This is a genomic window from Variovorax gossypii (genome assembly GCF_003965815.1).
GTDB classification, from domain to species: Bacteria; Pseudomonadota; Gammaproteobacteria; order Burkholderiales; family Burkholderiaceae_C; genus Variovorax; species Variovorax gossypii.
This window is the reverse complement of the sequence record NZ_RXOE01000002.1, coordinates 375136-391390: the sequence shown is the minus strand read 5'-3', so window position 1 is coordinate 391390 and position 16255 is coordinate 375136. Positions and strand designations below refer to the sequence as shown.

11 protein-coding genes are annotated in these 16255 nt (G+C 67.3%); 10 read left to right on the top strand and 1 reads right to left on the bottom strand.

Features of this window, described 5'->3' with window-relative positions; genetic code table 11:
- Positions 1-230: 230 nt before the first annotated feature.
- From mdoH to EJP69_RS09510, 3 genes are all read left to right on the top strand, one after another.
- Positions 231-2243 carry a glucans biosynthesis glucosyltransferase MdoH gene (mdoH, locus tag EJP69_RS09520; RefSeq protein ID WP_093196854.1) on the top strand — a complete coding sequence of 671 codons (2013 nt, stop codon included), beginning with the start codon at positions 231-233 and terminating at the stop codon, positions 2241-2243.
- Positions 2244-2801: 558 nt separating this feature from the next.
- Positions 2802-3698, top strand: coding sequence for an RNA ligase family protein (locus EJP69_RS09515; protein WP_126469669.1), 897 nt, complete (start codon positions 2802-2804; stop codon positions 3696-3698).
- Positions 3695-4834 carry an AAA family ATPase gene (locus EJP69_RS09510; RefSeq protein WP_126469667.1) on the top strand — a complete coding sequence of 380 codons (1140 nt, stop codon included), beginning with the start codon at positions 3695-3697 and terminating at the stop codon, positions 4832-4834. Before EJP69_RS09515 ends, EJP69_RS09510 begins: the two co-directional genes overlap by 4 nt.
- Positions 4835-4919: 85 nt before the next feature.
- Here EJP69_RS09510 and ffh read toward each other — a convergent pair whose 3' ends face one another.
- The gene (gene ffh / locus EJP69_RS09505; RefSeq protein WP_093196859.1) at positions 4920-6308 is read right to left on the bottom strand and encodes a signal recognition particle protein; all 1389 of its coding nucleotides are present in this window, start codon (positions 6306-6308) and stop codon (positions 4920-4922) included.
- A gap of 115 nt (positions 6309-6423) precedes the next feature.
- Between ffh and EJP69_RS09500 the strand changes: the two genes are divergently transcribed.
- The 7 genes from EJP69_RS09500 (at position 6424) to EJP69_RS09465 (ending at position 16233) form a co-directional block, all read left to right on the top strand.
- Positions 6424-7239 carry a cytochrome C assembly family protein gene (locus EJP69_RS09500; RefSeq protein ID WP_093196861.1) on the top strand — a complete coding sequence of 272 codons (816 nt, stop codon included), beginning with the start codon at positions 6424-6426 and terminating at the stop codon, positions 7237-7239.
- A gap of 156 nt (positions 7240-7395) precedes the next feature.
- A complete protein-coding gene (locus EJP69_RS09490; RefSeq protein ID WP_126469665.1) occupies positions 7396-7659 on the top strand; it encodes a PP0621 family protein in 264 nt (87 codons plus the stop codon).
- Positions 7656-9353: a two-component system sensor histidine kinase NtrB gene (locus EJP69_RS09485; protein ID WP_093196865.1), complete on the top strand. Its 1698-nt coding sequence runs from the start codon at positions 7656-7658 to the stop codon at positions 9351-9353. Before EJP69_RS09490 ends, EJP69_RS09485 begins: the two co-directional genes overlap by 4 nt.
- Positions 9354-9357: 4 nt before the next feature.
- Positions 9358-10932 carry a sigma-54-dependent transcriptional regulator gene (locus EJP69_RS09480; RefSeq protein WP_126469663.1) on the top strand — a complete coding sequence of 525 codons (1575 nt, stop codon included), beginning with the start codon at positions 9358-9360 and terminating at the stop codon, positions 10930-10932.
- Positions 10919-11524: a 1,6-anhydro-N-acetylmuramyl-L-alanine amidase AmpD gene (gene ampD, locus EJP69_RS09475; protein ID WP_093196869.1), complete on the top strand. Its 606-nt coding sequence runs from the start codon at positions 10919-10921 to the stop codon at positions 11522-11524. Before EJP69_RS09480 ends, ampD begins: the two co-directional genes overlap by 14 nt.
- A gap of 349 nt (positions 11525-11873) precedes the next feature.
- Complete coding sequence (locus EJP69_RS09470; RefSeq protein ID WP_126469661.1) at positions 11874-14792, top strand: ribonucleoside-diphosphate reductase subunit alpha; 2919 nt, start codon at positions 11874-11876, stop codon at positions 14790-14792.
- Positions 14793-14985: 193 nt separating this feature from the next.
- Entirely contained in the window at positions 14986-16233 is a 1248-nt protein-coding gene (locus EJP69_RS09465; RefSeq protein WP_126469659.1) for a ribonucleotide-diphosphate reductase subunit beta, read from the top strand.
- The last annotated feature ends 22 nt before the right edge of the window (positions 16234-16255 follow it).

Here is a 16255-nt window from a genome sequence, read left to right as displayed (position 1 = left end):
AGGGTTTGCCCCTGTACTGGCATGACAGCACTTACCAGCCCATCTTTCGCACTGCGCCAGCAGCGCGACGGCCTGCGTCAAAAGCAGTTTTCCCCCTCGCGGCCCCGCGCCGCGGGCCATTCGCTGGCCGCGCTCGCAAGCGCTGGCGGCGCCGCAACGGATTGCGTCTTCAAGCGCCTTCCGGCCATTGGCGACACCCCCTCCCTCGACAAGCAACGTTGGTAAACCGCATGAAGCCGAACGACTTCTCCCAACTGAACGTGCTGGCCGACACCGATTTCTCGCGCCGCAGCCAGGTTCGCGAAGAACGCCATCCCAACTCCGTCACCGCCCCCCCGGTCAACCGCGGCTCCATGACGCCCCGCCCCTGGCGCGGTTTCTGGAACAGCCTCGGCACCGCCGCGCTGGTCAAGCTCGGCGCGGGCCGTGACGCCGAAGCCGGCGCTCACCCCACCACCGAAGCCAAGCAGCCCTGGCAGCGCGCCGCCGCGCGCCGCCGCTTCGCCTTCATGATGCTCACGCTGCTGAGCACCGTGATCGCGTCCTCGCTCTTCGCCAGCGTGCAACCCGACTACGACAACCTCTGGCTCGAATACGGCCAGATCGGCCTGTACGGCCTGTTGTCGGGCTGGGTCGTGACCGGTTTCGTGACCGCGCTCATGGGCTTCTACGTTTCCGTGCGCGGTGACAAGTACTCCCTCTCGGCGAAGCAGGTGGCACACCACCCGATGAACCCCGAGGCACGCACCGCGATCATCATGCCGATCTGCAACGAGGACGTGGCCACCGTGTTCGCCGGCCTGCGCGCCACCTGCGAATCGGTCGCGGCCACCGGCCACGCGAAGCAGTTCGACGTGTTCGTGCTGTCCGACAGCTACAACCCCGAGACCGCCGCCGCCGAGCGCGCCGCCTGGGAAGACCTGCGTGCCGCGCTGGCCGAGAGCCCGAACCAGCCGCAGGTCGAGGTGTACTACCGCCTGCGCACCCGCCGCACGCACCGCAAGGCCGGCAACGTGGCCGACTTCTGCCGCCGCTGGGGCAAGGACTACCGCTACATGGTCGTGCTCGACGCCGACTCGGTGATGAGCGGCGACTGCCTGACCTCGATGGTCAAGCTGATGGAAGCCAACCCGACCGCCGGCATCATCCAGACCGCGACGCAGGCCATCGGCCACGTCACGCTGCACGCCCGCGCACAGCAGTTCGCCTCGCGCGTCACCGGCCGCCTGTTCACGCTGGGCATGCAGTACTGGCAACTGGGCGAGTCGCACTACTGGGGCCACAACGCGATCATCCGCGTCGAGCCCTTCATGAAGCACTGCGCGCTGGCCCCGATCAAGGGCACCGGCGGCATGTCGGGCGGCATCATGTCGCACGACTTCGTCGAAGCCGCGCTGATGCGCCGTGCCGGCTACAACGTGTGGCTGGTCTCCGACCTGGTCGGCAGCTACGAACAGCAACCGCCGGACCTGCTGGCCGAGCTGCAGCGCGACCGTCGCTGGTGCCAGGGCAACCTGCAGAACGCCCGCCTGATGGCCGAGCCCGGCATCCACCCGGTGCACCGCGCGATGTTCGTGACCGGCACCATGGCCTACGTCTCGGCCCCTCTGTGGCTCGCGTTCCTGACGCTGGGCACGGCCCTGTGGCTGAGCGGTTCGAGCCTGGTCTCGAGCTGGAACGTGCTGCCCGCCGAACTGGCCGGCCTGTGGGTCTGGACCCTGTGCCTGCTGTTCCTGCCGCGCGTGCTGGGCATCGCCGCCGTGCTGATGCGCGGCGAGCAGCGCCAGTACGGTGGCCTGTGGGGCCTGGTGAAGAGCTCGGCGATGGAAGCCGGCCTGGCCATCGTGCAGGCTCCGGTCCGCATGCTGGCTCATTCGCTCTTCGTGCTGGTTGCCCTCACCGGCATCAAGCTCGACTGGAAGTCGCCTCCCCGCGAAGCCGCCGCCGTGCCGTGGAAGGTCGCTGCCTCGCAGCTGGCTCCCATGACGCTGGTGATCGCCATGCTGGCCGTCGGCGTCGCGATGATCGATCCGAGCGCGCTGGTCTGGCTCATGCCTGTCGGCCTGCCGCTGCTGCTGGCGATTCCGCTGACCGTGCTGACCAGCCAGATCGCGCTGGGCACCACGCTGCGCGACCGCGGCTACCTGCTGATTCCCGAGGAATCGCGCTCGCCGGCCGTGCTGCGCCGCGCATGGATGCACGCGCTGCGCCTGGCTCGCCCGGCAGCGCTGGCAACCGCCTGATGCGCTGAAGACACACCGCCTCGAAAAGCCGGCCCCTGGGCCGGCTTTTTTCATGGCGCGTGGCTAGGGCCTGTTCGCACTATTTCCGGGGTCGCGTTGGTGCTCCAAGGGGCTGGTTGCAAGGCGCACGTGCGCAGCAAGGCTTTCGCCTTGCAAGCGCGGGCAACGCCGCAGACGGCCCCTTGGAGCACCAACCCTGCGGGAAGGGCAGCCAGGGCGGGCCACTCGGCGTTGCACTCCTAGCGTGTGCGCATGCACACGCGTCGTCGCGCGCCTTGATTGGCCCGCCCTGGCTGCCCTTCGCGACCCCGGAAATAGTGCGAACAGGCCCTAAAATCGCCGACTTCTTTTTTCATCCACCCACGGATCCCTTCGATCCACAGGAGCGCCAAGTGCCCCGTTTCGCCGTCATCACTCTCTGACGCCGACAACACCGCTTCATTGCCGGTCATGTCGGGCGCCAAGCTGCGCTTTCCGCTGACCGCAATCCGTTCCCCAGCTTCCAGCTTCGCTCCCGCACGTTGTCGGTTCTTCCTGGTTTCCATCCGGAGAACAAACGTGTTTTCTCTCTCTTCTCTCTCATCGATTCCGCTGCTCAAGTACCCGCGTACTGCGCACCTGGAAGGCTCGCGGCTGCAGGCCGGCGACAGCGACGACGGCCAGACGCCGTTGTCGGAACTGCACGGCATGCACGTCGTCATCGAGGAAAAGCTCGATGGCGCCAACGCAGCCGTGTCGTTCACCTCGGCGGGCGAACTGCTGCTGCAATCGCGCGGCCATTACCTCGCGGGCGGCGCCGGCGAGCGGCAGTTCAACCTGTTCAAGCACTGGGCTGCCACCCATGAAGCCGTGCTGCTGGAGCGGCTCGAAGACCGCTACGTGATGTACGGCGAATGGTGCTTCGCCAAGCACAGCTGCTGGTACGACCGGCTGCCGGCCTTCTTTCTCGAGTTCGACATCTACGACCGGCAGTTGCAATGCTTTCTCTCGACGCCGGCGCGGCACGCGCTGCTCGAAGGCGGCCCGGTGCTGCCGGTGCCCGTGCTCTACGAAGGCGAGATGCCGCGCCATGCAAAGGCTCTGCGCTCGCTCGTGCGACCTTCGCTGGCGCGCAGCGCGGACTGGAAGACGGCCTTCGAGCAGGCCGTGACGCAGGAAGGCCAGCCGCTCGATCTCGTGCGACAGCAGACCGACCTGTCGGACCTCGCCGAGGGCCTGTACCTCAAGACCGAATCGGACGGCCGGGTGACGGGCCGCTACAAGTGGGTGCGCCCGGATTTCGTCCAGACCATCCTCGATTCGGGCTCGCATCACAGCCGCCGGCCGGTGCTGCCGAACCAGCTCGCGCCGGGCGTGGACCTCTACGCGCCGACGCCGCGGCTGACATGGCAGGACCTGGGCCTGCGCACCTCGCGCGATCTCGCCGAACTGGCAACCCAAGGGAGGCCGCGATGACATACGACGATCTGCGCTCCCTGGTGCCAGCCCCCGGCAAGGACACCGACTGGGCGCAATGCTGCGACCTGCTGCCGGCCCTGCTGCGCCTCGAGGAGACGCCGCAGGACCCGTACTACCACGCCGAAGGCAACGTCGGCATCCACACGCGCATGGTGCTCGACGCGCTCACGCGGGACGACCACTACCGGCGCGCCGATGCCGACGGCCGCTTCGTGCTGTTCATGGCCTGCCTGCTGCACGACATCGCCAAGCCCGACACCACCGTGATCGACGAGGCCAGCGGCCGCATCGGCCAGCCCGGCCATTCGCGCCGTGGCGCAGTCGACGTGCGCGTGCTGATGTGGAAGGCCCGCGTGCCCTTCGCGCTGCGCGAGGCCATCTGCCGGATCATCGCCGTGCACCAGGTGCCGTTCCATGCCTTTGCCTCGCGCAAGGGTGTACGGCCGGAATGGCTGGTGCACAAGCTCTCGTGGGAGCTGAGCCTGCCCGACCTGTGCTGCGTGGCGCGCTGCGACATGCTGGGCCGCCACTACGAGAAGCGTGCTGACAGCATGGCCGACATCGCGCTCTTCGAGCAGTTGGCGCAGGAGGAAGGCTGCTGGGAGGGCCCCAGAAAGATGGCCGACGCGCACACGCGCCTGGCCTACTTCCGCGGCGCCGACACCAGCCCCGACTACCCGCTGTTCCAGAACGCAGGATCGCAGGTGACGGTGATGTGCGGCCTTCCCGCCAGCGGCAAGAACCACTGGGTGGCACAGCACCGCAAGGGCTGGCCGGTGGTGTCCTTCGACGATGCGCGCGCCGAACTGGGCCTGAAGCACGGCGAGAACGACGGGCTCGCCGCACACCACGCGGTCGACCAGGCGAAGGCGTTGCTGCGCAGGCAGGAGCGCTTCGTCTGGAACGCCACGCACCTGAGCCAGCAGATGCGCACCAAGACGCTCGACCTGCTGTGGGCCTACCACACGCGGATCGAGCTGGTGTACCTCGAGGTGCCGCACGCGGAGCTGATGCGTCGCAACCGCGAGCGCGACACCACGCTGTCGAACGCGGGCATCGAGCGCATGCTGCATCGCTGGGAGCTGCCGGCGCCGGTCGAGGCGCACGAGACGGTCTACGAGGTATCGACCTGAAATGCAGACCTGAAAGACAGAAGGCCCGCCGGTTCATCCCGGCGGGCCTTCTTGCTTTGCTTATATATATGTGTGTGGCGTCCGCTCAGAACGGCAGCTTGGGCCCACCGGGGCCACCCATTCCGCCCATGCCCTTCATGCCGCCCATGCGCTTCATCATCTTCATGAGGCCGCCGCCCTTCATCTTCTTCATCATTCCCTGCATCTGCTCGAACTCGTTGAGCAGGCGGTTCACTTCCTGGACCTGAACGCCGGCACCGGCGGCGATGCGGCGCTTGCGCGTGGCCTTCAGCAGCTCGGGCTTGCGGCGCTCCAGCGGCGTCATGCTGTTGATGATGCCTTCCTTGCGGCGGATATCGCGCTCGGCGCGGCTCAGGTCGGCCTCGCTGGCCTTGGCGGCCATCTGCGTGGGCAGCTTGTCCATCAGGCTGGAGAGGCCCCCCATCTGCTTCATCTGCTGCAGCTGGCCGAGGAAGTCGTTGAGGTCGAAGCCCGCGCCGCTCTTGACCTTGGCCGCGAGCTTCTGCGCCGCCGCCACGTCGACGCCGGCCGTGACCTGCTCGACCAGCGCGACGATGTCGCCCATGCCCAGGATGCGGCCTGCATGGCGCTCGGCGTCGAACACTTCGAGGCCGTCGATCTTCTCGCTCACGCCGGCGAACTTGATCGGCACGCCCGTCACCTGGCGCACCGACAGCGCCGCGCCGCCGCGCGAATCGCCGTCGGTCTTGGTCAGGATGATGCCGGTCAGCGGCAGCGCTTCCTTGAAGGCCTTGGCGGTGTTGACCGCGTCCTGGCCCTGCATGGCATCGACCACGAAGAGCGTTTCGACCGGGTCGAGCGCCGCGTGCAGCTGCTTGATTTCGGCCATCAGCACTTCGTCGATGGCCAGGCGGCCGGCCGTGTCGACCAGCAGCACGTCGAAGTAATGGCGCTTGGCGTGGTCGAGCGCGGCGCGCGCGATGTCCAGCGGCTTCTGGTCGGGCGTGCTCGGAAACCACTCGGCGCCGGCCTGCTTGGTGACGGTCTTGAGCTGCTCGATGGCGGCGGGCCGGTACACGTCGCCCGATACGGTGAGCACCTTCTTCTTGCGCTTCTCGATCAGGTGCTTGGCGAGCTTGGCGGTGGTGGTGGTCTTGCCGGCGCCCTGCAGGCCGGCCATCAGGATCACCGCCGGCGGCTGGGCCGCGAGGTTGATGTCGGACACGCCCTCGCCCATGGTCGCGGCGAGTTCGCGGTTGACGATGCCCACCAGCGCCTGGCCCGGCTTGAGCGAGCCCAGCACTTCCTGGCCGAGCGCCTTTTCCTTCACGCGGGCGACGAAGTCGCGCACCACGGGCAGCGCCACGTCGGCTTCCAGCAGCGCCATGCGCACCTCGCGCAGCATGTCCTGCACGTTGCTTTCGGTGATGCGGGCCTGGCCGCTCATCGTCTTGACGAGGCGGGAGAACTTTTCTGTGAGGGCGGTGGCCATGAGGGGAATGCCTTGCTGCCCGCTGCGGTGCGGGCCGGATGAGAAGCCTGGGAGACGGGAAAGAACTTGAAGCCGGGCGCCGGGAACGCAAGAGCGAGACGCTAAACTCCGGCCGATGATTTTAGCGATCCCCTCCCCGCTCGGCGTGGCACTGGGCATCGCCACTGCGGTTGCCTACGGATTCGTAGCCGCCGCGGGCACCCGACTGAGCCGCCAATCGACCCAGTGGGCCCTGGGAATCGCATGGCTCCTGCATGCCGCCGCGCTGGGCCACGGCCTCATCGGCAGCCAGCCGCGCTTCGGTTTCGCCCCCGCGCTGTCGGTCACGGCATGGCTGGTGCTCACTGTCTACGCGGTCGAAAGCCGCATGTATCCCCAATTGAAGGTGCGGCGCGCGCTCGCCTGGCTGGGCGCGGCCGCCGTGCTGCTGGCCATCCTGTTTCCGGGCACGCCGCTGCATGTCACGGCCTCGCCGTGGCTGCCGCTGCACCTGGCGCTGGGCATCGCCTCGTATGGTCTCTTCGGCGCCGCCGTGGTGCATGCCTGGCTGATCACCCGCGCCGAAAAGCAGATCCGCCTGGCCGCAGCCGCCGAACCGCAGGGCGGCGTGCCGCTGCTCACGCTCGAGCGGCTCACCTTCCGCTTCGTCACCGCGGGCTTCGTATTGCTCTCGGCCACGCTGCTGGCGGGCCTGCTGTTCAGCGAGCAGCTGTACGGCTCCGCCGGCCGCGCCTGGAAGTGGGACCACAAGACCATCTTCTCGGTGCTCGCCTGGATCACCTTCGCGATCCTGCTGATCGGCCGAGCCCGCTTCGGCTGGCGCGGCCGCACCGCGCGCCGCGTGCTCTACGCCGGCTCGGCGCTGCTGCTGCTGGCTTACGTGGGCTCGCGCTTCGTGCTCGAAGTGGTGCTGGCACGCCCTCCTGTATGAAACTCCCCCAGGCTCCGCGCACTTCGTGCCGCTTCGCCAACCCCCTCACCGGGGGCGACACCTGCGGCCCGGCAAAGCCGGCTCCGCGTTGTCCCTTGAACTGGCCATGCCGGTTCCATGGCGTGCAAGCAGCGGAAAGCGCAATGGCCAGTTGAAATGAAATACCTACTCGTCCTCGCGGTGCTATGGGTCGCGATCTGGCTCTGGCGCAAGAACCGGCGCGAAGAGATGCGCGACGCCATGCGCGAGCGCGCGGCCAAGGCGCAGGAGCAACAGCAGCGCACGACGGCGGGCACACCGCAGGCCATGGTGCGCTGCGCCCACTGCGGGCTGCACCTGCCCGCGACCGAGGCCATCGCCGGCCCCGGAGGCGCGGTCTACTGCAGCACCGCGCACCGCGAAGCCGCAGCAAGGCAATGAGCTCCCCGATCTGGTCGCGCGGCGAGCCGGTCACCGACTGGGACGTGCTCGACCAGGGCCCCGGCGAAACCACGGCGCTGGGTCGGCTCTGGCGCGGCTTCATGGGCGCGCGCTGCTTCGTCGCGCTGGTGCTGATGCTGCTGCAGGGCGTGGCCTTCGCGATCGGGCAGACGATGCAGCCGGCGGCCATCGCCACCTCGGCGCTGTACCTGGCCACGGCCTGGCTCGGCATGCGCTACACGCGCTTCCAGCCGCCGATCCGCGGCTTCACCACCCTTTGGCTGCTGACCATCGGCATCGACCTGGCGGCCTTCACCGCCTTGCAGGTGCTGCAGGGCGGCAACGTCAACTACACGCCGCTGTTCGCGCTGCCGGTGCTCATGAGCGCGGTGCTGGGCACCATGATCGTGAGCCTTGGCACCTCCGCCACCGTCACGCTGCTGCTGCTCGCCGACGCGGGCTGGCACTGGCTGCAGCAGTCGGGCGACTCGTCGCCGCGTTTCGTGCAGGCGGCGCTCACCGGCACCGGCTTCTTCGTGGTGGCGCTGCTCGCGCACGAGATGGCGCGCCGGCTGGCCCGCGAGGAGGCCGTGGCGCAGCGCAACCGCAGCAGCGCGCAGATGCAGGCACAGGTCAACGACCTGGTGATCGAGACGCTGAGCGAAGGCGTGCTGGTGATCGATGCCGAGGGCCTGGTGCATGCGGCCAACCCGGCAGCCGACGCCATCCTCGGCCAGGGGCTGGCGAAGCTGACGCTGCCGTTCCCGCTGCATGCCCAACCCGCCTGGCATGCGCTCGCGGCGCTGGCGCGGCAGACCTTCGCGCGGCGGGCACCGCAGTCGGAAGAAATCCCGGTGGCGCAGGCGCGCGGCGCGGCGCGCGAGGTGCGCGTGCGCACGCGGCTCACACCCACCAGCGAGAAGCGCGCGGACAGCCTTTGCGTGATGTTCCTGCAGGACCTGCGCGAGCTCGAGGCCCGCATCCGCACCGAGAAGCTGGCGGCGATGGGCCGCATGTCGGCGGCCGTGGCGCACGAGATCCGCAACCCTCTGGCCGCCATCACGCAGGCCAGCGCGCTGCTCAACGAGGACCTGACCGACCCCGCGCACCGCAAGCTCACGAGCATGGTGCAGCACAACGCCCAGCGCCTCGCGCGCATCGTGGACGACGTGCTCGACGTTTCCCGCGCGCGCCAGCAGCGCGTGCTGTCGCTGGGCGAGCAGCTGGTGCTCGACCCGGCCGTGCAGGTACTGGCCGAGGAATGGGTGCGCCAGACCCAGCGCAAGGGCGTGCTGGTGTCGCTCGACGCGCCCAACTGCGACGTGCGCTTCGACGCCGAGCACCTGCGCCGCCTGATCGTGAACCTGCTGGACAACGCCTCGCGCTACGCCAGCACGCGCGAGGGCGCGATCCAGGTGCTGACCGCGCAGCAGCGAAGCGGCAGCAGCCGCCCGAGCCTGATGGTGTGGAGCGACGGCGCGCCGCTGGAGCCGGCGGTGCAGCGGCACCTGTTCGAGCCCTTCTTTTCTTCCGAGAGCCGCTCCAGCGGGCTCGGCCTGTTCCTTTGCCGCGAGCTGTGCCGGCGGCACGGCGCCACCATCGGCTACGAGCGGCGCGCGCTGGTGCCGGGCGGGCCCGAGGGCAACGAATTCTTCGTCAGCTTCGCCGCCAGCGAAAACCGGCTGACACAATAGCGCCGTGAGCACCCCGACCTCCTCTTCCACCCAGCGACCGGCGCAGATCCTGGTCATCGACGACGAGCCCGACCTGCGCACGCTCTACGAGCTGACGCTGCTGCGCGAGGGCTATCGCGTCGAGGCGGCGGGCAGCGTGTCCGAAGCCTGGCAGCACCTGGAGGCCGGCCGCTTCGACGCGGTGATCACCGACATGCGGCTGCCCGACGGACAGGGCATGGAGATCATCCACCGCATCCAGAAGGACCAGCGCAGCGAGCGCTGCGTGGTGATGACGGCCTACGGCTCGGCCGAGAACGCGGTCGAGGCGCTGAAGGCCGGCGCCTTCGACTACCTCACGAAGCCGGTCGACCTGAAGCAGTTCCGCGCAGTCGTGGCTTCCGCCGTGCAGGCGCGGACGGCGCCGCAGCCGGTGGCCAAGCCCGCCCAGGCGGCCCCCGCGAGCACCGGCAATGCAGCGGGAGAGGCAGCGCCGGTCACTTCCGGCACCGGCATCGCCGCGCTCGACCGCCTCGTGGGCGAATCGGAACCGATGCGGCTCGTCAAGTCGCGCATCGCCAAGGTGGCGCGCGGCATGGCGCCGGTGCTGGTGCGCGGCGAATCCGGCACCGGCAAGGAACTGGTCGCGCGCGCGGTGCATGCCTGCAGCCAGCGCAGCGAAGGCCCCTTCGTCGCGGTGAACTGCGGCGCGATTCCCGAGAACCTGCTCGAGGCCGAATTCTTCGGCGCGAAGAAGGGCTCCTACACCGGCTCGTCGCAGGACCGCGACGGCTACTTCCAGGCCGCGCGCGGCGGCACGCTCTTTCTCGACGAGATCGGCGACCTGCCGCTGGCCATGCAGTCGAAGCTGCTGCGCGCGATCCAGGAGCGCAGCGTGCGCTCGATCGGCTCGACTCAGGAAGACGCCGTCGACGTGCGCATCGTCAGCGCTACTCATAAAGACCTGCACTCCGAAGTGCAGGCCGGCCGCTTCCGCCAGGATCTTTTCTACCGCCTCAACGTGATCGAGATCGCGGTGCCCGCGCTGCGCGACCGCCGCGAGGACCTGCCCGCGCTGTGCAACGCGCTGCTCTCGCGCATCGCGCAGGACGGCGGCCTGCCGGTGCCGCATCTGTCGGACGACCTGCTGCGCCGCCTCGCGCAGCATCCGCTGAACGGCAACGTGCGCGAGCTCGAGAACCTGCTGCACCGCGCGGTGGCGCTGAACGACGGCGACGAGCTGCACCTCGACCTGATGGGCGGCTTCACGGCCGCGGCCGAAGCCGCGGCATCCGCGCCGGCTCCGCTCTCGCCCGCTGCCGACGCGCCCGTCGTCCCCGCGGCTGCGCTGCCGATCGCCGCACCGGTCGCACCTGCGAAGGTCGCGCCCCCGCCGCTGCCCTCCGACCTGCAGGCCTACCTCGACCAGCAGGAGCGCGAGATCCTCGTGCGCGCGCTGCACGAGAGCGGCTTCAACCGCACCGCGGCCGCCGCACGGCTCGGCATGAGTCTGCGCCAGATCCGCTACCGCATCGCGCGACTGGGCATCACCACGCCCAACGGTGACGACGGCGCGAGCAGCAGCCATGCCGACGACTGAAGAAGCCCGGGCCGAAGACGGACTCTGGCAGGCCGGCTGGTACCGCTTCGCGAAAGCCCTGCCCTCGCCCAATTTCGGGCCCCGGCCGCAAGGCGCGCAGATCGACCTCATCGTGCTGCACTCGATCAGCCTGCCGCCCGGCGAATACGGCGGCGACGCGGTGCAGCGGCTCTTCACCAACCGGCTCGACTGGGATGCGCATCCCTATTTCCAGTCGATCCGCGGGCTGGAGGTTTCGTCGCATTTCTACGTGCGGCGCAACGGCGAGCTCTGGCAGTTCGTGAGCTGCGACGATCGCGCGTGGCATGCCGGCGTGTCGTCGTGGCGCGGTCGCGGCAACTGCAACGACGACTCCATCGGCATCGAGCTCGAGGGCCTCGAAGGCCAGCTCTTCGAGGAGCCGCAATACGAGACGCTCGCGAGCCTGTGCGCCGCCATCGCACAGCGATTTCCGGTCGCCCACGTCGCCGGGCACGAGCACATCGCGCCGGGCCGCAAGCAGGACCCGGGCGCGGGCTTCGACTGGCGTCTGCTGCGCGAACAACTGGGCTGGAATCCACAGATGTTTCCTGAGCAGGTCAGGCAGCTCTAATTTTTTCAATCGCGCGACGCCTCGCGATGCGCCGCTCCCGCGGCGCAACAATGCGAAAATCGCAAACGCGCGATGCAGCAACCATGCGCCCTGCAGGCCCAAATCGGCCTGCAAGCCACGCCCCATGCGGGTTGCGTGACCATAGGCCAGTATTCACGCGGCATCTTCGCCCGTGGCCTATTGCGGAAGTAATACCGGCAATCCGTGTATCCATTGGAAAACGCTACATCTAGTGGGTTGTATGCCTCCTGCACCCTAGATATAGTGTCCTCCGTCCGGTCCCGTACACCGGTGCGGCGCTGGAACAGGTGCCGCCATCCAACAAGAATTGCCAACCGAGAGGAAGCGAATGCAAACAGCCCTGAACCCCCAATCGACCCCGCGTGCCGTTCCCTCGACGCCACCGCAACAGCAGCGAGACACTGCTGGCTCTCCCTCCGGCCAGAACCTGGCCCACTACCAGATCATCCGCCGCAACGGCGCAGTCGTTCCCTTCGAGCCGAACAAGATCGCCATCGCGATGATGAAGGCCTTCCTGGCCGTGCACGGCACCCAGGGCGCGGCCTCGGCCAGCGTGCGCGAGACGGTCGACACGCTCACGCAGGGCGTGATCCGCGCGCTGGTGCGTTCGCGTCCGGGCGGCGGCACCTTCCACATCGAGGACGTGCAGGATCAGGTCGAGCTCGGCCTGATGCGCGGCGGCCATCATGAGATCGCCCGCGCCTACGTGCTGTACCGCGAGCGCCGCACGCAGGAGCGCTCGAAGCAGGGCGAGCAGGAAGTGCCGGCCGCGCCCGCGCTGCACGTGCTGGACAACGGCGAGCTGGTCGCTCTCGACCTGAACGAGCTCAAGGGCCTGATCGAATCCGCCTGCACGGGCCTGGGCGACAGCATCACGGCCGCGCCCATCGTCGCCGAGACGATGCGCAACCTGTACGACGGCGTGCCGCTCGACGAGGTCTACAAGGCCTCCATCCTCGCTGCCCGCACGCTGATCGAGAAGGATCCCGACTACACCTTCGCCACCGCGCGCCTGCTGCTGCACACGATCTTCAAGGAGATCATCGGCCGCGAAGTGCTGCCCGCCGACCGCGCCACCGCCTACGCCGACTACTTCCCGCAGTTCATCAAGAAGGGCGTGGACAACGACCTGCTCGACGAGAAGCTGCTGCAGTACGACCTGGCCCGCCTGGGCGCGGCCCTGAAGCCCGAGCGCGACAACCAGTTCGACTACCTCGGCCTGCAGACCCTGTACGACCGCTACTTCCTGCACGTGCGCAAGACCCGCATCGAGCTGCCGCAGGCCTTCTTCATGCGCGTGGCCATGGGCCTGTCGCTCAATGAAATCGACCGCGAAGCCCGCGCCATCGAGTTCTACGAAGTGCTGTCGTCGTTCGACTTCATGTCGAGCACGCCGACGCTGTTCAACGCCGGCACGCTGCGCTCGCAGCTGTCGAGCTGCTACCTGACGACCGTGCCGGACGACCTGGACGGCATCTACGAGTCGATCAAGGAAAACGCGCTGCTGTCGAAGTTCGCCGGCGGCCTGGGCAACGACTGGACCCGCGTGCGTGCGCTGGGCAGCCACATCAAGGGTACGAACGGCGAATCGCAGGGCGTGGTGCCGTTCCTGAAGGTGGTGAACGACACGGCCGTGGCCGTGAACCAGGGCGGCAAGCGCAAGGGCGCCGTCTGCACGTACCTCGAAACCTGGCACCTCGACATCGAGGAGTTCCTGGAGCTGCGCAAGAACACCGGCGACGACCGCCGCCGCACGCACGACATGAACACCGCCAACTGGATCCCCGACCTGTTCATGCGCCGCGTGATGGAAAAGGGCACCTGGACGCTGTTCTCGCCGTCGAACGTGCCCGACCTGCACGACCTGTTCGGCGCCGACTTCGAGAAGGCCTACGTCGCCTACGAAGAGAAGGCTGCCCGCGGCGAGATCAAGCCGAGCCGCACCATCCAGGCGACCGACCTGTGGCGCAAGATGCTCACGATGCTGTTCGAGACCGGCCACCCCTGGATCACGTTCAAGGACGCCTGCAACGTGCGCTCGCCGCAGCAGCACGCCGGCGTGGTGCACTCGTCGAACCTCTGCACCGAGATCACGCTGAACACCAGCGACACCGAAACCGCCGTGTGCAACCTGGGCTCGGTGAACCTGCTGCAGCACCTGAAGGACGGCAAGGTCGACCAGGAGAAGCTGAAGAAGACCGTGTCGACCGCGATGCGCATGCTCGACAACGTGATCGACATCAACTACTACGCCGTGAAGAAGGCGCGCGACTCGAACCTGCGCCACCGTCCGGTCGGCCTGGGCCTGATGGGCTTCCAGGACGCGCTGTACGAGCTGCGCATTCCCTACGCCTCGCAGGAAGCCGTGCAGTTCGCCGACGAGTCGATGGAAGCCATCTGCTACCACGCCTACTGGGCGTCGACCGAGCTGGCCAAGGAACGCGGCAAATACTCGAGCTACAAGGGCTCGCTGTGGGACAAGGGCATCCTGCCGATCGACTCGCTCGACCTGCTGGAAAAGGAACGCGGCGGCTACGTCGAGGTCGACCGCTCGGCCACCCTCGACTGGGACGCACTGCGCTCGAAGATCAAGGCCGACGGCATGCGCAATTCGAACTGCGTGGCCATCGCCCCGACCGCGACCATCTCGAACATCATCGGCGTGGACGCCTCGATCGAGCCCTGCTTCGGCAACCTCTCGGTCAAGTCGAACCTGTCGGGCGAATTCACCGTGATCAACCACTACCTGGTGCGCGACCTGAAGCGCCTGGGCCTGTGGGACGACGTGATGGTGATGGACCTGAAGCACTTCGACGGCTCGCTGCGCCCCATCGACCGCGTGCCGCAGGACGTGAAGGCGCTCTACGCCACCGCGTTCGAGATCGAGACCACCTGGCTGGTGGAAGCCGCCGCGCGTCGCCAGAAGTGGATCGACCAGGCGCAGTCGCTGAACATCTACATGGCCGGCGCATCGGGCAAGAAGCTCGACGACACCTACAAGCTCGCATGGCTGCGCGGCCTGAAGACCACCTACTACCTGCGCACGCAGAGCGCGACGCACGCCGAGAAGTCGACGGTGCAGTCGGGCCGCCTCAACGCGGTGTCGTCGGGCAGCGGCGACGCCCCCTCGGGCATGAGCGCACTCGAAGCAGCAGCGGCTGCAGCGAGGGCTCAGATGAGCGCGATTCCCGCTACCGACATCGCGTTCTGCGGCGTGGACGATCCGACCTGCGAAGCGTGCCAATAAACGCGTCGATGCTCGCGACAGTCAGTCAGTGAGGTGCATGCGAAAAATCGCGCGACGTTCATTCAATGAAGCCATTGACTGACATCGCGCGATGCATGCGAGCAACATAACAACCACATAAATGGCGTGCGATGTGAACGGGCACTTTGCAACTCACATCGTTACTCCGATAATTTGAGCATTGGATTTTTCTATGTTGACCTGGGACGAAGAAGTCAAGCCCTCCTTACCAAAGGATATGCAACAAGGTTTGCAGCACCACAACGCATCGACCAGCGGCTTGCCCGCAGGCCGTTCGGTGGACGCTCCGACTTCGTCGATCGCGCAACCTGCCCTCCGCACATTCAGCACGCTCGATGACAGCGCTGCAGTGCGCCCGGTTGCAGCGGCAGCAGCAACGCCTGCCGCCACCACCCAATCCACCCAGCGCGTCAAGGCTTCCGACAAGCGCATCATCAACGGCCAGACCGACGTCAACCAGCTGGTGCCGTTCAAGTACAAGTGGGCGTGGGAGAAGTACCTCGCCACCTGCGCCAACCACTGGATGCCGCAGGAAGTGAACATGACGCGCGACATCGCGCTGTGGAAAGATCCGAACGGCCTGAGCGAAGACGAGCGCCGCATCGTCAAGCGCAACCTCGGCTTCTTCGTGACCGCCGACTCGCTGGCCGCCAACAACATCGTGCTGGGCACCTACCGCCACATCACGGCCCCCGAATGCCGCCAGTTCCTGCTGCGCCAGGCCTTCGAGGAAGCGATCCACACGCACGCGTACCAGTACATCGTCGAATCGCTCGGCCTGGACGAGAGCGAGATCTTCAACGCCTACAACGAAGTGCCGTCGATCCGCGAGAAGGACCAGTTCCTGATCCCGTTCATCGATGCCATCAGCGACCCCAACTTCAAGACCGGCACGCCCGAGGCCGACCAGAAGCTGCTCAAGTCGCTCATCGTGTTCGCCTGCCTGATGGAAGGCCTCTTCTTCTACGTCGGCTTCACGCAGATCCTCGCGCTGGGCCGCCAGAACAAGATGACCGGCGCCGCCGAGCAGTACCAGTACATCCTGCGCGACGAGTCGATGCACTGCAATTTCGGCATCGACCTGATCAACCAGCTCAAGCTCGAGAACCCCGGCCTCTGGACGGCGGAGTTCAAGGCGGAGATCAAGGCGCTCTTCCTGCGCGCCGTCGAGCTCGAATACAAATACGCCGAAGACACCATGCCCCGTGGCGTGCTCGGCATGAACGCCTCCATGTTCAAGGGCTACCTGCGCTACATCGCCAACCGGCGTGCACAGCAGATCGGCCTCGAAACGCTCTTCCCGAACGAAGAAAATCCGTTCCCGTGGATGAGCGAAATGATTGACCTGAAGAAAGAGCGCAATTTCTTCGAAACCCGCGTGATCGAATACCAGTCGGGTGGCGCGCTCTCCTGGGATTGAATCTTTCGACAAGAATTAATGA